This window comes from Bacterioplanes sp. CLAM21, from assembly GCF_059641015.1.
Genome location: NZ_CM184929.1, coordinates 2,735,650 through 2,758,479, shown reverse-complemented (window position 1 = coordinate 2,758,479; position 22,830 = coordinate 2,735,650). Strand labels below are relative to the sequence as shown.

Sequence of the window (22,830 nt, the reverse complement as noted above, 5' to 3'; positions counted from 1 at the left end):
GATCCAGCGAACTAATATACGTTTGAAGTGATCACCCGCCTTTAATCTGATCATCTGCTGGTTGCATCTCAGACGGGTGTGTTGGTCATGGGTAATAAACAGCGGGCGTAACCTTGTACGGAGAGCGAGTGTGGAGTGGCATTTTTGGCTAATTGCTTGTGTCGGAGTGTGGCTGACAGGTGTATCTAAATCAGGCTTTGCTGGCGGTGTAGGGACCGTGGCTGTGCCTATGATGGCGCCCTTTGTCGGTGGTGAAATTGCGATTGGCTTAATGTTGCCGATTTTAATTTTGATGGATGGTTTGACCGTCTGGGGTTATCGGCGACAGCTGTCTTGGTCATTAATACGGCCGTTAATCCCCGGGGTGTTGGCTGGCATTGCTGTGGGCACTTTGTTGCTTGGTAGTACCAATGAGCACAGCATTCAACTGTTGATAGGCTGTATGGGTTTTTGGGTGCTGATACAGCGCTTTGTGCCGGCTGTTCAGAAATTTATTACCTACAAAGCAGCGGCCATATTGGCGCCAGCGCATGGTATGTTGGCTGGTGTGGGCAGCACACTGGCGCACGCCGGTGCGGCACCGTTGCAAGCTTATTATTTGCTGCAAAAACTTGAGCATCGACGCTTTTTGGCTCAGGTGAGCGCTACCGTGGGGATTATGAACCTTGCCAAGTGCATTCCCTATGGGGCTTTGGGCGTGCTGGATATCACCCTAAGTTGGCAGGCCGCAATACTCGTACCGGTGGCTTGGCTGGGTGTCGTGAGCGGTCGCTGGTTGGCTGGGCGCATGTCTGGCGAACTGTTCTTTCGCATTATGATGGCATTATTAGCGTTGAATTCTTGCTGGCTGGTGTGGCAAGGAGTCAGTGCCCGTTAGGATGACACAAGTAGAGCAATAATAGGGCAATGGAAGCTTTGGCTGGCTTTTAGCCAGCCCAGCGGCGTGATAACGGATGATGTTGCTGCTTGTTCTGGCCAGGCCTGATGTCAGGCAAGCAGCGTTGAACGGAACGAACCGTGTCTTAGTTTGCAGCGATCAGAGCTTCTAGCTCTTCAAAGTGCTCAACAATGCGGTCGTTATAGCTGACCACCAAAAAGGGCACGGTATTCTCGTTGTAGTTGCGTACCGAGCGTTCCATAAACTGCCATTTGGCAGCGATGTCTTGCATGATGCGACGGGCTCGGTCGGTACTGATCAGCGCATCCAGTTGATTCAACTCAGCTTGAAACTCTTCTGCCATGGTTTCTAGACTGCGCCCTTGATAGCCCATAAAGACTTGCCCTAGGTTGCTGGTGCCTCTGGCTGAGTATTGGGAGGTGATTTCTTCCATCAGAAGGGCCAAGTCACGGCTGCGCTGCACGAGTTGGCTGGGTTGAATGCCACTGTTCTGGCGCAACTGCTCGTAGGCTTCTGATGCCCGTTTTACCAAGGCGACATTAAGTTTGCCCATTTCATCGACCAGGCGGACATTGGGATAACCGCGGGTTTTCATATCTCCGCGATTTTCTTTCATCAGTTTGGTAAAGGCTTGCCAGTGTTTTTCAAGCTCATCTATATGCGGCTGAATACCGTTCGCAGCGGCCAGTGATTGGGCGCTGGTGAGAGCTTTATCAAAGCGTTTCATACTGTTGCCAATGCGGCGATCGTATTTACTGTCGGCATCGAGGCCAGAATACATATAAAAGTTAGTGACGGCGTTGGTTGACGCCAATCGCATGTGCTGCAAATCCAGCATCAGCTGTTGTGGGGTTGCCTGTGAGGTGCCGACCAGAGCACACAGGACCATAGCAAGCAGATAGTGCGTTAGTGACTTCATGGCAATTCTTCTTGTTGTTTTTGTTATGTTGCGTCGAGTGTATGGCATACGACGTTGTTTGCCCTATGCCATATTACAAACAGTAACAAAAAATCCTGAAATCTCATTCTAGTGGCGGAGTGTTGCCTAGTAAAACACCGCATGTACGTGCAACTGCGCGCGTGGTGGCGTTCCGTCTGAGTAGAAACTCGTAGTGGCAATCTATTGACTTTCCTTCCGCTTTCCCCGATTGTGTGCCCTCAGTTTCAAACGCTCGTATGAATTGTTCGTTTCATGAGCAAGAGTGTTGTCAGGATGGGGCTGCCATTTGGTATTGCACCCGGAGCAGAATGCTGATGTTGTGTCATTTAAACATCAGTTAAAAGCTAACCACCATGTGGAGAACAGTTGATGATTTACGAAGGTAAAGCCATCACGGTAAATCTGATCGAAGGCGGCATCGCCGAATTGAAATTCGATCTGCAAGGCGACTCAGTCAACAAATTCAACCGTGTCACGCTAGAAGACTTGAAAGCCGCCGTCGAAGCCGTACAGGGCAACGCTGATGTTAAAGGCGTGCTGGTAACATCAGGCAAAGACGTATTTATTGTCGGCGCAGACATCACCGAATTTGGTGAAGCGTTTAAGAGCAGTGAAGAAGAAATTGCTGCTTGGGTGGCGGAAGCCAACGTGGTGTTTAACACCATCGAAGACTTAAACGTACCGACGCTGACCGCCATCAACGGTATCGCTCTGGGTGGTGGTTTTGAAATGTGTTTGTCGACTGACCTGCGTGTTATGTCTGACAAAGCCAAAGTTGGCCTGCCTGAAGTTAAATTGGGCCTGATGCCTGGCTTTGGTGGTACTGTGCGTTTACCACGTGTGATTGGCGCCGATAACGCCATCGAGTGGATCTGCATGGGCGCTGAGAACAAGCCTGAAAAAGCGCTGAAAGACGGTGCCGTCGATGCCGTCGTCGCTGCCGATAAACTGCGTGAGCAGGCCATTGCTATGTTGCAATCTGCCATCAGTGGTGAGATCAACTGGCAAGCGCGTCGTGAGGAAAAAACCTCCAAGCTGAAGCTCAACGCAATGGAGCAAATGATGGTGTTCGAAACCGCTAAAGGTTTCGTTGCCGGTCAGACCAAGGGTCACTACCCAGCGCCGATTCAAGCCATCAAGAGCATGCAAAAAGCGGCTAACTTTGCTCGCGACAAAGCTCTGGATGTTGAAGCTAAGGGCTTTGCCAAGCTGGCAAAAACCTCTGAAAGCACCGCCTTGATTGGTTTGTTCAACAACGATCAGTTGCTGAAGAAAAAAGCCAAGGATTACGACAAGCAAGCCAAAGATACCCATAAAGCAGCGGTATTGGGCGCTGGCATCATGGGCGGTGGTATTGCTTACCAGTCGGCGCTGAAAGGCACGCCGATCATGATGAAAGACATCAACGAAGCGGGCATTCAGCTGGGTCTGGATGAAGCCAACAAGCTGTTGGCGAAGCGCGTTGAAAAGAAAAAAATGAAGCCAGCACAAATGGGTGAAGCGTTGAACCGCATTCGTCCAACCTTGAGCTACGGCGACTTTGGGGATGTAGATACCGTGGTAGAAGCCGTGGTTGAAAACCCGAAAGTGAAAAAAATGGTATTGGCCGAGTTGGAAGACCAGGTGCGTGAAGACACCATCATTACCTCTAACACCTCGACCATCTCAATCGACCTGCTGGCTGAAGACCTGAAGCGTCCAGAAAACTTCTTGGGCATGCACTTCTTTAACCCAGTGCACATGATGCCGCTGGTGGAAGTGATCCGTGGTAAGAAGACCTCTGAAGAAGCCGTGGCTACCGTGGTGTCTTACGCCAAGAAAATGGGCAAAACGCCAATCGTCGTTAACGACTGCCCAGGCTTTTTGGTTAACCGCGTATTGTTCCCATATTTTGCTGGTTTTGCTGGTCTGGTCAATCACGGTGCTGACTTCCAGAAAGTCGACAAAGTGATGGAGAAGTTTGGCTTCCCAATGGGTCCTGCTTACTTGCTGGACGTTGTCGGTATCGATACTGGTCACCACGCTAACGAAGTGATGGCGGAAGGTTTCCCAGATCGCATGAAGGCTGACTTCAAGACCGCCATGGACGTGATGTACGAATTAGAGCGTTACGGTCAGAAGAACAGCAAAGGTTTCTACGTGTATGAAACCGATAAGAAAGGCAAGCCGAAGAAAGTTGTTGACCAAGCGGTTTATGACTTGCTGAAGCCTATCGTGGCGGAAACCCGCGAGTTCACCGATGAAGAAATCATCGAGCGTATGATGATTCCAATGTGCATCGAAGTCGCGCGCTGCATCGAAGAAGGCATCGTTGATACACCAAACGAAGCTGATATGGGCCTGATCTTTGGTATTGGCTTCCCTCCATTCCGTGGCGGTGCATGTCGTTACATGGACTCAGTAGGCATGGCTAACTTCGTTGCCATCTGCGACAAGTACGCTGAGCTGGGCAACCTGTACAAACCAACCGATCGCATGCGTGAAATGGCAGCGAACGGCGAAAGCTACTTCGGTTAATAGGCGCACTAGGAGATTTTCACTATGTCTTACAATCCAAAAGACGTTGTTGTTGTGGATGCAGTGCGCTCACCAATGGGTCGTTCCAAAGGTGGCGTATTCCGCAATGTTCGTGCAGAGACCATTTCTGCCAACCTGATCAACGCGCTGTTTGAGCGCAACCCAGACGTTAACCCAGCGCTGGTCGAAGACATCATCTGGGGCTGTGTGAACCAGACCTTAGAACAAGGCTTTAACGTAGCGCGCCAAATCGGTTTGATGACCGTGGTGCCTAAAGAAGCGGGCGCTTTGACGGTTAACCGTCTGTGTGGTTCTGCGATGTCAGCGATTCACACCGCGGCTCAAGCCATTCAAACCGGTAACGGCGATGTGTTTGTGGTGGGTGGTGTTGAGCACATGGGCCACGTCAACATGCAACATGGCTTTGACCACAACCCAGAAGCCTCTAAGTACTCTGCCAAAGCGTCCAACATGATGGGCCTGACGGCAGAAATGCTGGGCAAGATGCACGGTATTACTCGTGAGCAAATGGATCAGTTTGCTGCACGCTCACATCGTCGTGCTCACCAGGCGACTCTGGATGGCAAGTTCAAGAACGAAATCGTGCCTATGTACGGTCACGATGCCGATGGCAAAGAGATTTTGGTGACGGAAGACGAAACCATCCGTCCAGAAACCACAGCTGAGAGCTTGAGCAACCTGCGCCCAGCGTTTGATCCGAAGAACGGTACCGTGACTGCGGGTACGTCTTCTCAGATCACCGACGGTGGTTCTGCCATGCTGCTGATGAGCTATGAGAAAGCTCAAGAGCTGGGTCTGAAGCCTCGTGCTCGTATCCTGGGTATGGCTGTTGCCGGTGTTGATGCCGCCATCATGGGTTACGGCCCAGTACCGGCGACCAAAAAAGCACTGAAGCGTGCTGGCTTGGAAACCACCGACATCGATTACTGGGAGCTGAACGAAGCGTTTGCTGCTCAGTCTCTGCCATGTGTTAAAGATCTGAAGCTGAAAGATATTGCTGAAGATCGTGTCAACATTCATGGTGGTGCGATTGCGCTGGGTCACCCGCTGGGTTGCTCTGGTGCACGTATCTCGACCACGCTGATCAATGTTCTGGAACAACAGGACGCGAAATACGGCGTATCGACCATGTGTATTGGTCTGGGTCAGGGCATTGCGACCGTGTGGGAACGCATGTAAACCCTGCCAGGACAAGGAAAAGCCCGGCAGTCGCCGGGCTTTTTTTATCTAAGCGATAAAGCAAATCTTGCGACTGCTGTCGCATGTATTGTTTTCAATCGCCTGCGAATTTCCGTGTTTCATTCGGATTGTCACCTTGTAATGCGTTAGGGCAAGGCGAGTGTGGAACTCTGAAATGGCGAAATAACGGATATTGTTACCTGGTATGATGGCCGACTGTCGGTATTTCTTCCGAATATTCTACGGTGCTCGTTCGCGGGTAAACTGGACGTATTTGGTGATTACTGGTTTAGTTTGCGCAAGTCATATCAACGATAAGAGCAATAGTATGATTAAAGGCACTATGCTGCTGCAGCAGCCTTCATTAGGTTCTACCCGAAATACTCTGTGGTTTTTACTGCCATCCCTGTTGGGGTTATTTCTATTTATGATGCCATATCCAACAGAGGGCGGTTTTACTATTCCGGTCGCTATATTGGCAACTCAGTTTAAAAGTTTATTAGCGCCGGTAATGGCCGAATTGTTATTGGTATTGGTGGCTATATCGGCAGTTGCGACCGGGATATTTCGTTGGATATTGCCTGAGAAAAAACTGCCGGCATTTTGGAGTGATTTACTACGGCCTACGCATTTCTGGAGTGCTGTACGCATTATCGGTGCGGCGCTGGTGTTGATGGTGTATTTCAAGGTGGGGGCAGAGGAAATTTACTCTTCCAATACCGGTGGTTTATTGTTCGGTGACTTAATGCCTTCCCTGCTGGCGGTGTTTATTTTTGCTGGATTGTTCCTGCCGTTATTGTTGAATTTCGGTTTGTTGGAGCTGATGAGTACGTTGCTGACGCCCATTATGCGACCCATTTTCCGCTTGCCTGGCCGCAGTGCCATCGATTGTGGAGCCTCTTGGTTAGGCGACGGCAGTGTCGGTATTTTGATGACGGGCCGTCAGTACGACGAAGGCTTTTACACCCAACGTGAAGCTGCCATTATCGGTACCTCTTTTTCATTGGTCTCTATTTCGTTCACTCTGGTGGTGTTGGCCCAAGTCAAACTAGAGCATCTGATATTCCCTTTTTACGCCACCATTTCGGTGGCCGGTATTGTCGCCGCCGTAGTGATGGCACGTATACCGCCATTGGCCACTAAGTCCGATCTATTGGTTGACGGTACTGAGCCAAAAGTGGATCGTGACCATGTACCAGAGGGTGAAACTCCATTGAGCTATGGTGTGGCCCAGGCGCTGCTGAAAGTGTCCACCATGGACAGTCCGACTCAGCAAATCAAACAAGGTCTGCATAATGCACTAGAAATGGTGTTGGGATTATTGCCAGTTGTGATGGCGTTGGGAACCGCTGCTCTGATGGTGGCTGAATATACGCCGTTGTTTAGCTGGTTAGGCAAGCCCTTTATCCCGCTGTTGCAATTATTGGATGTGCCGCAGGCGGTTGAAGCCTCACGCACCATACTCGTAGGCTTTGCCGATATGTTCTTGCCGGCGATTCTGATTGCTGATTTAGACAGTGATAAAACCCGTTTTATTATTGCAGCCTTGTCGGTGACTCAGCTGATTTATATGTCGGAAGTCGGTGCCTTATTGCTTGGCAGCCGTATTCCGGTCAACTTTGTGGAAATGGTGATCATCTTCCTGCTCCGCACCCTGATTACCTTGCCGGTCATTGCCTTGATGGCGCACTGGTTGTTGTAATATAAAAAAGCCCCGTATTGACGGGGCTTTTTTATATAGCGTTTTAGTGGATGGTCAGCGAATAGCGATGCCAACACTAAGCTGTTCAAACCAATCAAAAAACTCTTTAATTTGTGGTTGGCGAAACAGTCGGCCGTGCTGCGGCGCCATAATATCAATGTCCAGCTGACGTACTCGTCTGAGCCAGTGGCTTTTGGCCTCGTTAGAAGGCATCCAACGCTGATGAAAGGTTTTCATATGATTGCTGTGTTGTCCCATATCTTCTACCCATAGCGGTGGTTGACCAGGCTCTAGCGCAGCGCCAATGTCGCCACTCATCAGTATTTTGGCTTTAGGGTCATAAACGTGAAAATTGCCCGATGAGTGCAAATAATGGGCAGGAACAAACTGTAACTGGATACGACCCACAGTCAGGTTCATGCCTTCATCAGGAATGGCGCAATAGCGAATCTGCTCCATGCCAAAGTGGCGAATAAAACCCTCCCACAACCAAGGCGAATACAAACTGGCTTTTGGCAGTGCTTGGTCCCACAAACCTAGCGACGAAATAATGTCGGGATCTTGGTGTGATGCAAATAAGTAGCGAATATTGTCAGCGGGAACAAACTTTAGTACCGCAGATAACATAGGTGCAAACAGCTCAATGCCGCCGGGATCGAGTAAAATGGCTTCATCGCCACTCATTACCAGATATTGATTGGTATCGATAATTCCCTCGGTTTTATCCGGATCGCGCCCGAACATAATCCACCGATGGTCTCCCTGCTCGTAAATGGTCGTGGCTAACATGCAATATCCTTATGGTTGGCGCTGGCTCAAGAGTTGACGTGCCTGGCTTAAGTGTTGACGAATACGATCGGCGGTGGCACTGATGCTGTCGGCAATGACTTCTAATTGGCCTCGAAATTCCTCTGCCGACGCTGCTTCGACCTTGCTGGAAGTGGCAATCAGGTTGGCGGTGCGAATGTGTTTATCGCTTTCGTCCAGCTCCTGCTCTAAAAGTCTTAATCCACGACGCAGTTGCTCCGACAGTGTGTCACTGCGTTGTTGGCATTCTTTTTGTCCCGGCAATAGCGAGGTGCAGTGAGCGCTTTTGTTGTGCATGATCCATTCGATTTTGGCGTTCGCCATATGGGATCGCCACAGCGACACCGCATGTTGTGACATGTGCTCCGACAATTGATTAATGTACTGTGACTGGCGAATAATGTCGCTCGCCAGCTCATCAATAAATTGCGTGATGGCACGAAAACCCACGGTTTTAGAGCCAGCCCGAACCGCCAGTGCACGTGCATTTTTGGCCGTCAGCGCAAGACCTCGGGCATGTTGCTGGGCTTGATGCAACTCGGCTGCGATGCTGGCAGCGGTGACAAAAATCGGAATGTTCATAGCGACTCCTTTTGCCTGTGGCCTCAGTATAGGAGCTTCTGCAGCCTTAGGGACGTTGGCCCACTTCCACACCGGCCGCATGGGTACGCAGCCAGCCGCGCACGCGCCGGAGCACTAAACTGCTGGCGGGCTGCACTTCTGCAACCGCCGGTAAATGAATCTGTTCATATTGCTGGCGTTGGCGTCTGCGCATGGTGCCGGCGCGGCGTTTATCGTAATAATCTCGGTGTGAGCGTAGATCTGTCAGTAAATCCAAGATGGCAATATCGAGCTGCTCTAACTGATCGATGAGCGGGCTTTGGCTGTAGGGGTCATCCAGTGGGTCGATTAATACCAGGGTGTGGCCTGGCTGGCGGGCTTGCGTTTCCTCTGTGTCTGGGCTGTCTGCTGAGTTGTCTAGCTCGGCGATCGGACTGTCGAGTAAAAAGTCCGCAGCCCAACTGGCGCTGATGCCGTTCGCCACTATGACCAGGTTGTATTGACCACGTTGGGTTAAATAATCGATGGCCGCGGCAATGCGCTCTCTCACTTGTTGGCGGTACTGCTCGACGATATCGATCGGTTCTGGCGCTGGTGTGGGTTCGCTGACGTCATTGGCAGGTAGCTCCGGCAGCGATGATAGCGGCGGCAGGGCAGGTTCGTTATCGCCTGGCGTTTCATCGACTGCCCCTTGCAGGCTGATGCCATTGCTATCCAACTGCTCTTGCCCAGCTGCTGTTTCGCTTGTTGGTGGTGGGGCACTGACAGCCGGTGGCTGAGTATCTGCTGCGCTTGTAGTCACTTCGCTGCTGGCGATTTCTGGCTTTTTTTTCGGCGGCTGTGGGGGGATGGGCAGCTCAATAGCTAGCGTGCTCCAGCCATAGTCGGGTAAATATTCTCGTAATGGCCCAACCACCGCAGGCCAGTGGCCGTGCTGACCGCGATCGTGCAGCAGTAATACGCCACCTTGTGGTCTGCCGGAGGATTGCGGCAAAAAAAGGCCGCTGAAGGATTGTTGGGCGGCAACCAGTGGCACGATTTCTGGCTGTCTCCCCAAGGCTTGCAGGTGCGCAACAATATCCAGGTGACGCTGGTGGTGTGGATCGGGCAAGACCCTGTCTGCCGGCTTTGCTGGCTCTTTGGTATCAGTGCCGGCGTCGGCGTCAGGGTTGGCTTGGCTAGTGATCTCAGTGTCGGCGCTGGCTTGTGTCTCTGCAGTTGGAGTGTCTTCGCCAGCTGCCAACAAGGGTAGCGCCAGTGCCAGTAACAATAGGCTCCATCGCAACATGGTGTGCTCTCGTTTGCCAGATAATCAACATAAGCAAACATCGCGCCGGGGTGAAAAGCGACAGCAGGCTGAGTACAATGCCGGGAAAATCCAACTGAGCGGACGCCCGTCATGAAGCAACCCTTGATCGCCCCTTCAATTTTATCTGCCGATTTTGCTCGTTTAGGAGAAGAAGTAGAGCAGGTGTTGGCCGCTGGTGCGGACGTGGTGCACTTTGATGTGATGGATAACCACTATGTTCCCAACCTGACGGTGGGGCCTATGGTGTGTAAAGCGCTGCGTCAATACGGCATTACGGCGCCGATTGATGCGCATCTCATGGTAAGTCCTGTTGATCGTATTATTGGCGATTTTGCTGAAGCCGGTGCTGACTACATTACCTTTCATCCAGAAGCGTCCGATCATGTTGATCGTAGTTTGCAATTAATTCGCAGTGCTGGGTGTAAGTCTGGTCTGGTATTTAATCCAGCAACGCCTTTGCATCATTTAGATTATGTCATGGATAAGGTCGACGTTATTTTGCTGATGTCGGTGAACCCAGGCTTTGGTGGCCAGTCTTTTATTCCGGCTACCTTGGATAAGCTGCGTCAGGCACGCCAGCTTATCGATGCCAGCGGCTATGATATTCGCCTGGAAATCGATGGTGGGGTAAAGGTCGATAATATTGGCGAAATTGCTGCAGCGGGTGCCGATATGTTTGTGGCTGGCTCGGCCATCTTTAATGCGCCCGATTATGCTGATGTCATCAAGCAGATGCGCGAGCAAATTGCTGCCCATGCTTGAGTGGAATGACAGGTTATTGCAGCGTCTTCAGCCTAAGGCGCTGCTGTTTGATTTGGACGGCACCTTAGTCGACAGCGTACCGAGCTTGGCTCAGGCGGTGAATGCCATGTTGCACGCCCTGGGGCATCCGCCGGCAGGTGAGCAGCAGGTTCGTCTGTGGGTGGGCAACGGCGCAGAGCGTCTGATTCGACGGGCGCTGGCCGGTGGCGATGAAACGACAGCTCTAGCCTTGAAGGGGGATGTCGTGGCACGCGCCCGTGATCACTTTAACCTCTACTATAGGCAGGCGGTTCAGCAAGCCCCCCGTGTATATGACGGTGTTGAATCCATGCTGGCCAACTTACCAGTGCCAGCAGCCTTGGTGACCAACAAACCACGTCAGTTTATCGAACCTTTGCTGAAAGCCTTGGCGTGGCCGTCGCACTTTTCTGTGCTGGTCTGTGGCGATGATTTAGCCACTAAAAAGCCCAGTGCGGAGCCTTTGCTGTTTGCCTGTCAGGCCCTTGCAGTCAATGCATCTCAGGCTCTGATGGTGGGAGACTCGCGCACGGATATCGCTGCCGCTAGGGCGGCAGGCATGGCCTGTGCTGCAGTCACTTATGGCTATAACCATGGTGAGCCAGTCGCCCAAAGTGAGCCAGATTGGCTGCTCGATAATGTGCTGGAGCTGTTTGCTTAAAGCGGCGCCAGCTGCCCATCTTGCTCTAGCTGCTGCTGTTCGCGCTGCTTCCAGCGCAGGGCTCGTTGCTCTCCCAGCCACTGATACCTGAGCTGATAGCGCTGCTTCAAGCGTTCTGCTGCGGGCTGGGACTGATCTTCTGTGAGGGCAATTAGTCGGTTAACATGATCGCGTACTTCACGGTAGGCCGGTACACCGTGCTGTTGCTGATAGTGTTCAACCTGCTGCTGATACCAGTTAAGGCGTGTCTCCTTGTTGTCCTCATTATGCTCAATGTAGTTTTCGACCTGATGTTCAAAGCGTAAGCGATCGCGCTGGGCAGCAAATACTAGGGAGGTAAGCTGCTGGCCATAAACCGCGTCTTGCTGTTGCCAGAATGCTTCAAAGAAATCTAACGGCGAGTCAAAATCGGCCACAGAATGCTGGCTGGTGAAGCGCTGAAAATCGGCCAGTGGTTGATAGCGAGTGAGTAGCGTTATGTCATCTGTGCTGAGTGGCAGGGTTTGCTGCAATGCCTGCTGCAGCTGTTGCTGGCATTGGCTGTTGGCATTGTCGACTTGCTGGCTCAGGCGTGTAAGACAGTCCTGTTGTAGCCGATTTAACTCGGCGGCGGGATCGATTAACCACTCAGAGTCGAGCCAAATAAGGTCGTTGAGCTGGTGTTGCAAGCGTCCTTTGGCGGCGCTAACAGCGCCAGCCTGGATAAGATCCCTAGCGCTGCCGTGGGCATTGGCTTGGGAGTTGGCAGCAGAAAGTGGCTTTGATGGCAGAGCACTCGTCGTTGGGGCGTAAATGAGCGTCGGTGCTTGCCACCAAATAATGCCAGTGAGGCATACCAAGCCAAGCGCTAACAGTCTGTCTAGCGGCACCAATCAATCTCCGTCAGGCTGCCGTAGTGGTCACTGTGGGTGTAGTAGGCCAAGTAACGCTGGCCGTCTTGGCCAATCCATTGTGGCGCCCAGACACTGGTTGTGACTCGCTCCGTACAGCCGAGCGGACCAGATAATACCAAGCTGTAGTCAAACCAAGCGTAATCGTCTTTGGCCAAGCCATTGGGGCCAGTGTCTTCGCAGCAATCGTCTTTGGGCCAATAGGAATAGCGCAGGCCATCGCGTATGTCTGTGGTTTGTGAACCATAGAGTCCGAGGGTTTGCCAAAGTGAGCTTTGGGTGACGTCCGCCATGGCGCCGGTGTTTTGCAAGTCGGTGTTAAAGTCACCACCGAAGATAATGCCAGCCGGAGGATAAGCTTGTTGATGCTGCTCAACTTGCTGTTGGATCCAGTGGATGGCTTCGTTCATTTGTGCTCGCCTGGCACTGTCGTCGCTGCTATTGCCGCCCAAATGTTGAGCGCTGCCGTATACCAGATGGGTGTTAAACACGTACAGATAACGTCCGTCTTTTTCCACGATAACGCCAATCACGCCTTTGCCTTTTACCGCATCAATGCCACTGCTGGCCTGGTACTTGTGATAACCCAGCTCTTTGACAAAGCCGTGTTGGGAGAAAATCATCAGGCCTGAACAGTCGCCTTCGATGTCGCTGCCGTTGCAATAATTGTCACCAGCCCCGTAACTGGCGCTAAAACCTCGCGCAGCGAAGTCATCTACTGGGCCATCTTCGTACATGTCGTCGTAGTCCCAGGCTTCTTGAATCAGGATGACATCGGCACAAGCAGTGACTTCACCGAGTGACTGCTCCATTTCATCGCCAAAGTCATACACAAAGCCGACATTGTGAAAAATGTTATAGGTGACGCTGGTAAAGTCCGCATCGCTTTGGCATTCGGGGTTTGTGACCCAGGGGGTGGTAAAACGAGTATCAAAATATTCCAATTCAGACACGTCGTTGTACCAAACCAGAGGATGGGTGGAGTAGTGGTGATCCATGCTGGGAGTATCGGAAGCGGCCATCGCATGGGTTGTTACGAATGCAATCGCCAGAAGGGTAACGACCTTAAAGCCTGTCATGGTGAGTTCCTTTTTATTTTTAATTCTGTACGTACGTGCTTAATTTGGCTGTTGGCGCTTTGTGCCAATCGCCAGCTGGCGACGTATTGGCCTGTTTAGTGATAACCTGTGCGCCCTGCGTGGCGCCCTAATCTGACAACAAAGGATGACAACCGCATGACAATATGGACGAAACCCCTGTGGCTGATGGCAATGCTGTTTGCTTTGGCGCAGGCACAGGCTGAGCCGGTGTTTTATGCAGATTTAGCGTTTGGTTTGGGTGTGCAAACCATCGATAGTGACACCGGTGGCGAAGACGAGGATCGTTCAGCATTAACCGATGTTGCCAAGGCTGGCGGCGGAGTACAGTTGGCGCCTTTTTTATCCGTCGGGGCGGCGCTGTGGTTTTACGGACAGAGCACGTCGGGTAATGAAGACGTGGCACAATTTGATGGCGCCAGTATTGGCGTTGAGGCCACGGCTTATTTGCCACTCAATGTTTTTTTTGGTGATGCCGACGGTCCTGTGGTTGGGCCTTATGCGCGCTATGCTCACCATTGTTGGTCTGCCACCATCGTTGGCATTACCCGTCCGTGGGATGATGATGGTTGTTCTCCTTTATTCGCTGCGGGTTTTAGTTTCAAAGCGCAGCGCCGGATATCGTTATACGCAGAGTATTCGCGTACTGAATTTGATGAAGTAACGTCTGGCAGTATCGTTGCCGGTATGAAAACAAGGTTTTAATGAATGGATGTGTTACTGACACCGCCTCTGGCGGTTGTATTGTTAACGGTGTCGGCGGTATTGGCTTGGGGCACAGCTCGGTATCGACGACTGCTGCAGCAACAAAAGGCCAATCAGCACGAGTTGGAAAATTTACAGCAGCAACTCATGAGCGTGCAACAGCAGTATCAAACGGTGCAGCAGCAGTGGCAGCAGGCACAGATTGATAGCGCACGCGCGCAAGAGCGTGCCGATCATCTTGCTCAGCAAAATCAACACACCCATGACAGAGAGCAGCATTGGCAGCAGCAGGCAGAGCAATTACAACGCCAGTTGCAACAGTGCCAGACTGAGCTGGCGACCTTGCACGAAGGGCGTCAAATGCAGCAGCAAGCGATGGAAGAAAAGCTGGCGTTGCTGCAGGGCAATAAAGATGAGTTATTAAAAGAATTTGAGCGATTATCTCAGCAAGTGCTGGAGCAAAAAAGCCAGCAAATGGCGCAGCAGCAAAAACAATTTGCCGAACAAAGCCAAACCGGCATGACGACGCTATTAGCGCCATTTCGTGAGCAACTGGAAGGGTTGCGTAAAAAAGTAGAGGACGTGCATTTGCACGACGCCAAAGACAGGGCCTCGTTACGCACGCAAATTGATGAGCTGCACAAGCTTAATCAGCAAATGAGCAGTGAGGCCCAGGCGTTGACCGATGCGCTGCGCGGTAAGCAAAAAGTGCAGGGCAATTGGGGCGAAATGGTGCTGGAGACGGTATTAGAGCGTTCCGGGTTGCGAGCTGGAATAGAGTATCAGCGCGAGCAAAGCCTGAATGATGAGCATGGCCAGCGTTATCGGCCTGATGTGATTATCAACTTGCCCGAAGGCAAGCACATTATTGTTGATGCCAAAGTGTCGTTGACGGCTTATGCCGACTGTGTGAATGCCGATAGCGATGACGCTCGTGAGTTGGCATTAAAACGTCATATCGACTCGGTGCGCCAGCATATAAAAAGTTTGAGTCAAAAAGCTTATCAGCAGCTGGAAGGGTTAAATTCTCCCGATTTTGTTTTTTTGTTTATGCCGGTTGAGCCTGCTTTTATGCTGGCCTTTCAGCACGACGAAAAATTATTTAGCGACGCCTTTGAACAACGAATTGTGGTGGTCACGCCGACGACCTTGTTAGCAACGTTGCGCACTGTGGCCAGTTTGTGGGCAATTGAGCGTCGTAACCGCAATACCGAAAAAATTGCTGATCAGGCCAGACTGGTTTATGAAAAAGTGGTGGTGCTGGTGGAGCATATGGAGAAGCTCGGCAAACAGCTGAACACGGCCCAGGGGACCTATGACGATGTATGGCGCTCGCTGCGTGAAGGCCGAGGCAATTTGCTCAGCCGAGCAGACACCTTTCAAAAGCTTGGCATTCGGGTGAAAAAGGAGCTGTCGCGTCAGTTGGTGGAAGAGGCCAACGCCGAAGCTGAGCTACATGAGCAGTTGTCGATGTTGGAATCCACCTCAGAATCGCCCCAATAGTCATCACAGGCAGCCACCTAGGCTATGGGTTGGCTGCTATTGCTCAGGTATAATGCGCGGCTTTTATAGCCGACCGAGTCGAGCATGAGTGAGCTAGACCAAGATTCAGACCGTATATACCAAAGCCCCCAGGCGAATGTCGCCGACTTTGCTTTTGACGCTGCCGTCGCCCGTGTGTTTCCAGACATGATTAAACGTTCCGTGCCTGGCTATGCCGAGACAGTGGCCATGTCGGGTGTTATTGCCGGACGTTACGCCAAGCCTGGAACACATTTGTACGATTTAGGCTGCTCGTTAGGGGCGGTCACTTTGGCCATGCGTCACGGTGTACGCCAGCCAAACTGTCGTATCATTGGCATCGATAACTCGGCTTCTATGATTGAGCGCGCTCAGCACTATGTGGCGTTAGACGATGCCACTGTTGAGGTGGAAATGTGTTGTGGTGATATTCTCTCTGTGCCCCTTGAAAATGCGTCGGTCACCGCGTTGAACTTTGTATTGCAGTTTATTGAGCCTGCTATGCGGCTCGAGTTGCTGAGTAAGATTGCAGCGGCAACCTGTTCCGGTGGCGCGCTTATTCTGTCGGAAAAACTGTGCTTTGATGCAACAGAGCAGAGTATTCAAACAGATTTGCATCACGATTTTAAACGCGCCAATGGCTATTCGGATTTGGAAATCGCGCAAAAACGCAGTGCTATTGAGAATGTTCTAATTCCAGAAACCGAAGCGGTCCATATAGAACGGTTACAACAAGCCGGCTTTTCTACCGTAGTGCGCTGGTATCAATGTTTTAATTTTGCGTCTTTTCTAGCGATTAAATAATGTCGACGACTGAATCCCCTGACTCTGTATTGGCTTGGTTTGATGATTTATTAAACTGGATGCCGACCTCTGCTCTCGCTGCTTGGTCTGAGCAACTGCCCCAACAGCTACAGCAGATATTGATTGATAAGCAACATGGCGACGTGCCACGCTGGCTAGCTGCATTGCAGCAATTACCCGATATTCGCCAGGTCCGTGCCGACTTAACGGCCGACGCACTCGACCTCAGCAGCTCAGAATTAGACCCAGACACTCAAGCGCAATTAGAAGCCGGCTTGCGCGGATTAATGCCTTGGCGTAAAGGACCCTTTCAGTTTTTTTCCAGCTTTATCGATACCGAATGGCGCTCCGATTGGAAGTGGCAGAGAGTATTGCCCCACTTAGCGCCACTGAAGAATCGTCTGGTGCTGGATGTCGGCTGTGGCTCTGGCTATCACATGTGGCGCATGCTGGGCGAGGGCGCACAAAGGGTGATAGGCGTTGATCCGTCACGACTGTTTCTAATGCAGTTTCAGGCTTATAAGCGCTATCTAACCCAGGCTCAAGGCCCAGTTGCAGCAGATTTATTGCCACTCAAAATGGAAGACGTGCCAGCTGGGTTAAAGGCCTTTGACACGGTGTTTTCAATGGGGGTGCTGTACCACCGCAAATCGCCCATTGGCCACTTGCAGGAGCTGAAAGACGCGTTACGACCCGGCGGTGAACTGGTACTGGAAACCTTAGTGATTGATGCCCCTGCTGGGCACTGTCTTATGCCGGAAGATCGTTACGCCATGATGCGCAATGTGTGGTTTATTCCATCCGTCGAGACTTTGCTGTTGTGGTGTCGCCGGGTTGGGTTGTCTAACGCCCGTTTGGTGGATCTGAATCAGACCTCTTTGCAGGAGCAGCGTTCAACGGACTGGATGCGCTTTAACTCACTGTCCGATTTCCTCGACCCTCACGACGCCACTAAGACTGCCGAGGGCTATCCGGCGCCTCTGCGTGCTGTGATCGTGGCTAACGCCTGATAGAATTTGTAACCTTCGCTGTAACCACTTTGGTACCTGAGTATGGCTAATCTGCTGTGCTCACACCTGAGTGGCACAGCTTTGCAAATTGTTGCCTGACATACCTGTTTTGCCATGCCATACATGCCATGTTTGGCCCTTGTCTCACCGGGCGCTCTGGTCTTTTATTGAAGTTCATGCCAACCACAAGAGCGCGGAGCCATGTCAGATACTTTGCACGACTCGCTGTTTGTCTCTTGTCATTGTTTACGTCCACGCTGGCAGGTGTGCCTGGATAGCCCGGTTGGGCACTGGCAAATTCAAGCCTGTGACCATTCGTTGTGGCAATGTCATCACAGTGACCATGCCACAACCCATGCTGTTGATGATCGCTGGCCTTCGTGGTTATTGGCCCTGGTCGCCAATTGGCAGCGAGGTTGGCAAACCGGACGCCTATTAGGCTTCCCTTTACGCGCCCAGGGTTCACCGTTGCAGCACGACATCTGGTCGTATCTGATGACCATTGATCAAGGCGAAGTGCACAGCTACCAGCAGGTCGCCAATGCGGTGGGTAAACCCAATGCTGTGCGTGCTGTCGCTAATGCAATCAGTCGCAACCCTTGGTGGTGGCTGGTGCCTTGCCATCGTGTGGTCGGCAGTGATAACCGTCTTAAAGGCTATGCAGGTGGCGCTGAGCTGAAAGCGACTTTGCTGGCCCATGAAGGTCTTCACGTTGAGCAGCACGACGTCATCGAACGCGCTCGCATTATGGCATAGGCGCTTGTGCCTCCTCCGTCATCGACTAAATCAGTCGTCTTAGTTGTACCCATACCGTCTAACTCATTGCTGCCTCATCACCGTGATACGGCTGAATTTGGCCGTCATAGTCGTTACACTGCCACCTTGATGACTGAGGGGGCGTCGCAATAGACGGTCGTCTTCGATGATGAATAAATCGAATATGTAATGGATGAATTATGTCTGTGTGGTCGGATTTTCCGCAATTAAGCCGGGTTGAGTTGATGCGGTTGCGCACAACCCTGGATGAAGGTTATCGCGAATTTTCGCGACAATATGGAGAATCTATTGAAGCCTTTTTCGATCCGCTGCTGAGTTTTTTAGTTTGGTTCGAAAAGCTGCTGTTGGCCACGCCCTGGTGGTTGATGCTGTCGATGTTGATGGCGCTGACCTATGTGGCGTCACGCTCATCAAAGTTGACGGTATTAGTAGGCGTCGCATTGTTTGCCGTCGGGTATCTCGGTATGTGGCAAGATACCATGAGCACCTTGAGTATTATTACCGTGTGCACTCTGATATCAATTGCCATCGGTGTGCCGCTAGGAATATTGATGGCACGCAGTGATGGTATGCAAACATTCATGCGCCCGATGCTCGATATCATGCAAACCATGCCAGCGTTTGTCTATTTGATACCTGTGGTGATGCTGTTGGGAATTGGCAAAATCCCGGGGGTTATTGCAGTGGTTATTTATTCCATTCCTCCGGTTATTCGTTTAACCAACTTGGGTATTCGGCTGGTTGACAAAGACATATTGGAAGCGGCCGATGCCTATGGCCTAAGCCCATGGAAACGATTATTTAAGGTTCAGTTACCCTTGGCGCTGCCGACCATTATGGCGGGCATCAACCAGACCATTATGATGGCATTGGCCATGGTGGTGATTGCCTCCATGATTGGTGTGTCAGGGCTGGGGCAGCCGGTGCTGAAATCCATCACCAATCAGTATTTCACCTTGGGACTATTAAATGGTGGCGCCATTGTGGTGTTGGCCATTATTTTTGATCGTGTGTCTCAAGCCTATGCACAGCGCGCTCAGCAGCACAGAGAGTCGTTGTCATGACCGAGACGCTAATAAAAATAGAGGGGCTGTATAAACTCTTTGGTGATAAGCCGCAGCAATACTTATCCTGGGCACAAGAAGGGGCAACAAAAGAGCAGTTGTTAGCCGAAAGCGGCCACACCCTTGGCCTTAGAGACATCAACTTGTCGATTAATCGTGGCGAACTATTTGTCATTATGGGGCTGTCTGGCTCAGGTAAGTCGACGCTGGTTCGGCATATTAATCGGTTGATTGAGCCAACGGCAGGACGTTTGTTGATTGATGGGCAAGACCTGCTGCAAATGAACGAACGTCAGCTGCGACTGTTTCGACAGCAACGCTTGGCCATGGTATTTCAGCGCTTTGCTCTGTTACCGCATTGTACTGTGGTAGACAACGTTGCATTGGGCCTGGAAGCGCAAAATGTCGATAAAAAAATACGCACCAATAGGGCGATGCAGTGGCTAGAAACGGTTGGTTTAGAGGGCTATCACAGCCAGTATCCAGCTCAGCTGTCTGGCGGCCAGCAACAGCGTGTGGGCCTTGCTCGTGCACTGTGCACCGATGCTGATGTTCTGTTAATGGACGAGGCTTTTTCAGCCCTTGACCCGCTTATTCGTACAGATATGCAAACTCAGTTGCTGGAACTGCAACAGCGTTTTAAAAAAACCATTGTGTTTATCACCCACGATCTGGATGAGGCGCTCAGACTCGGTGATCGAATTGCAATTTTGCGTGATGGTGAACTTTCGCAAATCGGCGAGCCGTCCGATATTTTATTGCGCCCCGCTGGTCAATACGTACGTCAATTTGTCCAGGATGTGAATATCACCCGAGTATTGCGGGTGAGCGACATTATGCGGTCGGTGCAAGCCGATATGGCTGACTCAGAGTTACTGACTGAGCAGCAGCGTGATCGCAGTATTACAGCCGATACTCGGCTTGAAAGCGTCATTCCACAGTTGTTGATGAATGCTGAGCCAATCCCCGTGGTTGGTGAGCAGGGCAAGCTGTTAGGCAGTATAGGGCGAGAAGACATGAATCAGGTGTTACAACGACAGGCCGACGTGAATGACGTGCGGCTTTAGTCGCTGATGACTATGCCCTGTAACCAGTAGAAAATCCCGTCCATTAAATAAGCTAGGCAAAAAAAGATGACTTTAGAGATAAATAGGATGCGGCCATTATGAATCAATCGGTGGCCCTTCATCCTGCGTGGTTGGCATTGGCCGGTGCTATTGGCATGGCGACTATGGGAGTGATGTCACGTTACTCCGGCGTTGATGCGGGCGTGATTACCTTTTATCGCCTAGCTGTAGGTGCGCTGTTTGTATTGGGTTTATTGCTGGTGCAGCGCCAAACGCCGTGTCGGCCACACTGGTCAACCTGCTTGGCTGGCGCGCTATTGGCGGCCTTTATCGTGTTTTACGTCGAGGCGATGAATTACACCACCATGGCAAATGCCATATTGATGGTGTACCTGGCCCCTGTGGTGGCGGCGGTGGCGGGGCATGTTTTTTGGCAGGAGTACATGCGGCGCCAACAAGTGCTGTGCATTGTTATGGCTTTGTTTGGCTTTGCTATGGTGATGCAATTTGAATTAAATGTTTCACCACAGGATTTAAAAGGCTTGGGCTTTGCCGCTGTCGCCATGTTGGCCTATGCGGCTTTTATGCTGCTTAACCGCCATAGCAATGACAACTTATCATCCACTCAGGCGGCGTTTTGGCAGCTGCTGGTCGGTGGTCTGGTGATGTTTTCTCTCGTAGGCTTGGCCGTGTTTCGTATACCTATTGAGAGCTATCCTTGGATGCTGGCCACTGGTTTGATTCCCGGATTTTTAGCCATCGTGTTGACGGTTGCAGCCATGCAGAAATTACCCACCGCAGTGTTTGGTACTTTGGCTTACAGCGAGCCTGTGGCGGTTGTGATCTTTGGTTGGAGTCTATTCGGTGAACAGCTAACGGGGCTGCAAACTCTCGGTTGTGTGGTCATTGTTGCTGCTGGTGTGGCTCAGTCCTGGCTGGGAAAAACATCGGCAATAAAAACCGAAGATGGCTCTGCTGAGATGATGTCGGGCTTGCAGTCTCGCTGAGATATGGTAATACTGATGCCATGAATAGATTGATTGCACACGTCGATACAGCCGCAGAGCAGTTACTGAAGAAAGTCAGTAACGTATTGTCGTGCGTGTTTTTTGGCTGGTTTGGATATGGTTATTTTAGCCAGGGTCCGGGCCGCCACTAAGTTGTAAATACAACGGCAGTCCGGGCGAATAGCCTGACTGCCAACGGAAACCCCGAGCGGCAGTCAGTCCTCGGGGTTTTTTTTTTGCCGTTTCCAACCCAATGTGGAGGAGGCACCATGAATTACTTTGATCATCATTCAACAGTCACATCGAGATGGCATATGGCCGGGCTGTATTGGCGATTTTATTGATCGTGAATATTTGTCTTTGCCATCTAGTCTATTTTTACTGTTGGAGAATGAAATGTCATTGTCATCCTGTGTGCTGAATCAGCCAGCTCTACCTACATCGATTGTTTCGCCAATCGACAGTCCACACAGTGTTAAAGCTCAACAGCCCTTAAGTGTGAATACTAGGGCGCAAATTGAGTATCAGCGCCATGTTATACGCCGCCTGTTACAGGGGCAGGATTCACGCCTGCTGGTAATAGTGGGGCCATGTTCGTTGCACGATGAGCAGGCCACGCTGGATTACGCGCAGCGTCTTCGCCAGTTAAGTGAGTCGCTATCGGATCGACTATTTGTGGTTATGCGTGCCTATGTCGAAAAGCCAAGGACTCAGATGGGCTGGAAAGGATTTGCCTACGATCCACTACGCAATGGTGGAGATTTAGCGCTGGGCATTGAACGTTCTCGAGCTTTGATGTTGAAGTTGGCACAGCTCGGTTTGCCTCTGGCGACGGAAGCGCTAAATCCATTAGTTATGCAGTATTTTGAAGACTTGATAAGCTGGACGGCGATTGGTGCGCGTACTTCGGAGTCACAAACTCATCGAGAAATGGTCAGTCAGCTGGCCATGCCAGTGGGTATAAAAAACAGCACCGATGGCAGTGTTGATAATGCCATCAATGCCATGGTGGCAGCGCGGCACTCCCATCATACCTTGGGGGTGGATGAGCAGGGTCATATCGCTATGTTGCATACGGCTGGAAATGCGGACACGCATTTAGTCTTGCGTGGTGGCCATAAGGTCACCAATTACGACAGCGTGTCGGTGTTTCAAGCGGTGGAGGCTCTAGCCAAGGCGCAATGTCATGCTCGAGTGCTTGTAGATTGCAGTCATGCCAATGCTGAAAAGAAGCACCAGCGCCAAATTGACATCGCCTTAGATGTGGCGGCACAACATCGCACACATCCTGATCGCATACTGGGCATTATGTTAGAAAGCTTCTTGCAAGAAGGGCGGCAAGACAGTAGCGCTAACCTTACCTATGGGCAGTCAATTACCGACCCTTGCATTGGCTGGCAGCAAACCAAAAACTTGCTGATGGATATTCACGCTCACTTAGCGGGAAAGCCCTGAATAACGCCCAATGACCTTGACCAGGGAGCCGATTAAGCACCCAGGTCAAGGAAGTGTG

General features: G+C 51.3%; 21 protein-coding genes. 15 read left to right on the top strand and 6 right to left on the bottom strand.

The genetic code is table 11. The annotated features are described in order from the left end of the window. The first annotated feature begins 130 nt into the window (after nucleotides 1-130). The gene (locus AC55FS_RS12535) at nucleotides 131-877 is read left to right on the top strand and encodes a sulfite exporter TauE/SafE family protein (protein WP_496932595.1); all 747 of its coding nucleotides are present in this window, start codon (nucleotides 131-133) and stop codon (nucleotides 875-877) included. A 145-nt stretch (nucleotides 878-1,022) separates the two neighbouring features. On the opposite strand, the gene AC55FS_RS12530 is transcribed toward AC55FS_RS12535, so the two are convergent. Continuing rightward, on the bottom strand, nucleotides 1,023-1,817 hold the full coding sequence (locus AC55FS_RS12530) for a hypothetical protein (RefSeq protein WP_496932594.1): 795 nt from the start codon (nucleotides 1,815-1,817) through the stop codon (nucleotides 1,023-1,025). A gap of 390 nt (nucleotides 1,818-2,207) precedes the next feature. Here AC55FS_RS12530 and fadB point away from each other — a divergent pair, with 390 nt between their 5' ends. The 3 genes from fadB to AC55FS_RS12515 all read left to right on the top strand — a co-directional run bounded on the left by fadB (nucleotide 2,208) and on the right by AC55FS_RS12515 (nucleotide 7,257). Next, entirely contained in the window at nucleotides 2,208-4,355 is a 2,148-nt protein-coding gene (fadB, locus tag AC55FS_RS12525; protein WP_496935968.1) for a fatty acid oxidation complex subunit alpha FadB, read from the top strand. Nucleotides 4,356-4,379: 24 nt separating this feature from the next. After that, nucleotides 4,380-5,555 (top strand): acetyl-CoA C-acyltransferase FadA, encoded by a 1,176-nt coding sequence (fadA, locus tag AC55FS_RS12520; RefSeq protein ID WP_496932593.1) that lies wholly within the window; start codon nucleotides 4,380-4,382, stop codon nucleotides 5,553-5,555. A gap of 328 nt (nucleotides 5,556-5,883) precedes the next feature. Next, nucleotides 5,884-7,257: a YjiH family protein gene (locus tag AC55FS_RS12515; RefSeq protein ID WP_496932592.1), complete on the top strand. Its 1,374-nt coding sequence runs from the start codon at nucleotides 5,884-5,886 to the stop codon at nucleotides 7,255-7,257. A gap of 54 nt (nucleotides 7,258-7,311) precedes the next feature. Here AC55FS_RS12515 and AC55FS_RS12510 read toward each other — a convergent pair whose 3' ends face one another. The 3 genes from AC55FS_RS12510 to AC55FS_RS12500 are packed head-to-tail and all read right to left on the bottom strand — an operon-like array spanning nucleotide 7,312 to nucleotide 9,913. Next, complete coding sequence (locus AC55FS_RS12510; RefSeq protein ID WP_496932591.1) at nucleotides 7,312-8,046, bottom strand: oxygen-binding di-iron domain-containing protein; 735 nt, start codon at nucleotides 8,044-8,046, stop codon at nucleotides 7,312-7,314. 9 nt (nucleotides 8,047-8,055) lie between these two features. Beyond that, a complete protein-coding gene (locus tag AC55FS_RS12505; RefSeq protein WP_496932590.1) occupies nucleotides 8,056-8,646 on the bottom strand; it encodes a hypothetical protein in 591 nt (196 codons plus the stop codon). A gap of 46 nt (nucleotides 8,647-8,692) precedes the next feature. Beyond that, nucleotides 8,693-9,913: a DUF3530 family protein gene (locus tag AC55FS_RS12500; RefSeq protein WP_496932589.1), complete on the bottom strand. Its 1,221-nt coding sequence runs from the start codon at nucleotides 9,911-9,913 to the stop codon at nucleotides 8,693-8,695. 111 nt (nucleotides 9,914-10,024) lie between these two features. Here AC55FS_RS12500 and rpe point away from each other — a divergent pair, with 111 nt between their 5' ends. Further along, nucleotides 10,025-10,696 carry a ribulose-phosphate 3-epimerase gene (rpe, locus tag AC55FS_RS12495; RefSeq protein WP_496932588.1) on the top strand — a complete coding sequence of 224 codons (672 nt, stop codon included), beginning with the start codon at nucleotides 10,025-10,027 and terminating at the stop codon, nucleotides 10,694-10,696. Then, complete coding sequence (locus tag AC55FS_RS12490; protein ID WP_496932587.1) at nucleotides 10,689-11,375, top strand: phosphoglycolate phosphatase; 687 nt, start codon at nucleotides 10,689-10,691, stop codon at nucleotides 11,373-11,375. The genes rpe and AC55FS_RS12490 overlap by 8 nt, the downstream gene beginning before the upstream one ends. Here AC55FS_RS12490 and AC55FS_RS12485 read toward each other — a convergent pair. Continuing rightward, nucleotides 11,372-12,244, bottom strand: coding sequence for a hypothetical protein (locus tag AC55FS_RS12485; RefSeq protein WP_496932586.1), 873 nt, complete (start codon nucleotides 12,242-12,244; stop codon nucleotides 11,372-11,374). The two genes, AC55FS_RS12490 and AC55FS_RS12485, sit on opposite strands and share 4 nt — an antisense overlap. Further along, nucleotides 12,235-13,344: an endonuclease/exonuclease/phosphatase family protein gene (locus AC55FS_RS12480; RefSeq protein ID WP_496932585.1), complete on the bottom strand. Its 1,110-nt coding sequence runs from the start codon at nucleotides 13,342-13,344 to the stop codon at nucleotides 12,235-12,237. The genes AC55FS_RS12485 and AC55FS_RS12480 overlap by 10 nt, the downstream gene beginning before the upstream one ends. Nucleotides 13,345-13,500: 156 nt before the next feature. Here AC55FS_RS12480 and AC55FS_RS12475 point away from each other — a divergent pair, with 156 nt between their 5' ends. The 9 genes from AC55FS_RS12475 to AC55FS_RS12435 all read left to right on the top strand — a co-directional run bounded on the left by AC55FS_RS12475 (nucleotide 13,501) and on the right by AC55FS_RS12435 (nucleotide 22,772). After that, nucleotides 13,501-14,067: an outer membrane beta-barrel protein gene (locus tag AC55FS_RS12475; RefSeq protein WP_496932584.1), complete on the top strand. Its 567-nt coding sequence runs from the start codon at nucleotides 13,501-13,503 to the stop codon at nucleotides 14,065-14,067. A gap of 3 nt (nucleotides 14,068-14,070) precedes the next feature. After that, nucleotides 14,071-15,570 carry a DNA recombination protein RmuC gene (locus AC55FS_RS12470; RefSeq protein ID WP_496932583.1) on the top strand — a complete coding sequence of 500 codons (1,500 nt, stop codon included), beginning with the start codon at nucleotides 14,071-14,073 and terminating at the stop codon, nucleotides 15,568-15,570. Nucleotides 15,571-15,654: 84 nt separating this feature from the next. Further along, a complete protein-coding gene (gene cmoA / locus AC55FS_RS12465; RefSeq protein WP_496932582.1) occupies nucleotides 15,655-16,392 on the top strand; it encodes a carboxy-S-adenosyl-L-methionine synthase CmoA in 738 nt (245 codons plus the stop codon). Continuing rightward, nucleotides 16,392-17,402 (top strand): tRNA 5-methoxyuridine(34)/uridine 5-oxyacetic acid(34) synthase CmoB, encoded by a 1,011-nt coding sequence (gene cmoB / locus AC55FS_RS12460; RefSeq protein WP_496932581.1) that lies wholly within the window; start codon nucleotides 16,392-16,394, stop codon nucleotides 17,400-17,402. The genes cmoA and cmoB overlap by 1 nt, the downstream gene beginning before the upstream one ends. A gap of 201 nt (nucleotides 17,403-17,603) precedes the next feature. Further along, nucleotides 17,604-18,158: a methylated-DNA--[protein]-cysteine S-methyltransferase gene (locus AC55FS_RS12455; RefSeq protein WP_496932580.1), complete on the top strand. Its 555-nt coding sequence runs from the start codon at nucleotides 17,604-17,606 to the stop codon at nucleotides 18,156-18,158. 200 nt (nucleotides 18,159-18,358) lie between these two features. Then, entirely contained in the window at nucleotides 18,359-19,243 is an 885-nt protein-coding gene (locus AC55FS_RS12450; protein WP_496932579.1) for an ABC transporter permease, read from the top strand. Then, nucleotides 19,240-20,310, top strand: coding sequence for a quaternary amine ABC transporter ATP-binding protein (locus tag AC55FS_RS12445; protein WP_496932578.1), 1,071 nt, complete (start codon nucleotides 19,240-19,242; stop codon nucleotides 20,308-20,310). Before AC55FS_RS12450 ends, AC55FS_RS12445 begins: the two co-directional genes overlap by 4 nt. A gap of 98 nt (nucleotides 20,311-20,408) precedes the next feature. Next, nucleotides 20,409-21,317, top strand: a complete 909-nt coding sequence (locus AC55FS_RS12440; protein ID WP_496932577.1) for a DMT family transporter — start codon at nucleotides 20,409-20,411, stop codon at nucleotides 21,315-21,317. Between the two features lie 279 nt (nucleotides 21,318-21,596). After that, complete coding sequence (locus AC55FS_RS12435) at nucleotides 21,597-22,772, top strand: 3-deoxy-7-phosphoheptulonate synthase (protein ID WP_496932576.1); 1,176 nt, start codon at nucleotides 21,597-21,599, stop codon at nucleotides 22,770-22,772. Nucleotides 22,773-22,830: the final 58 nt, after the last annotated feature.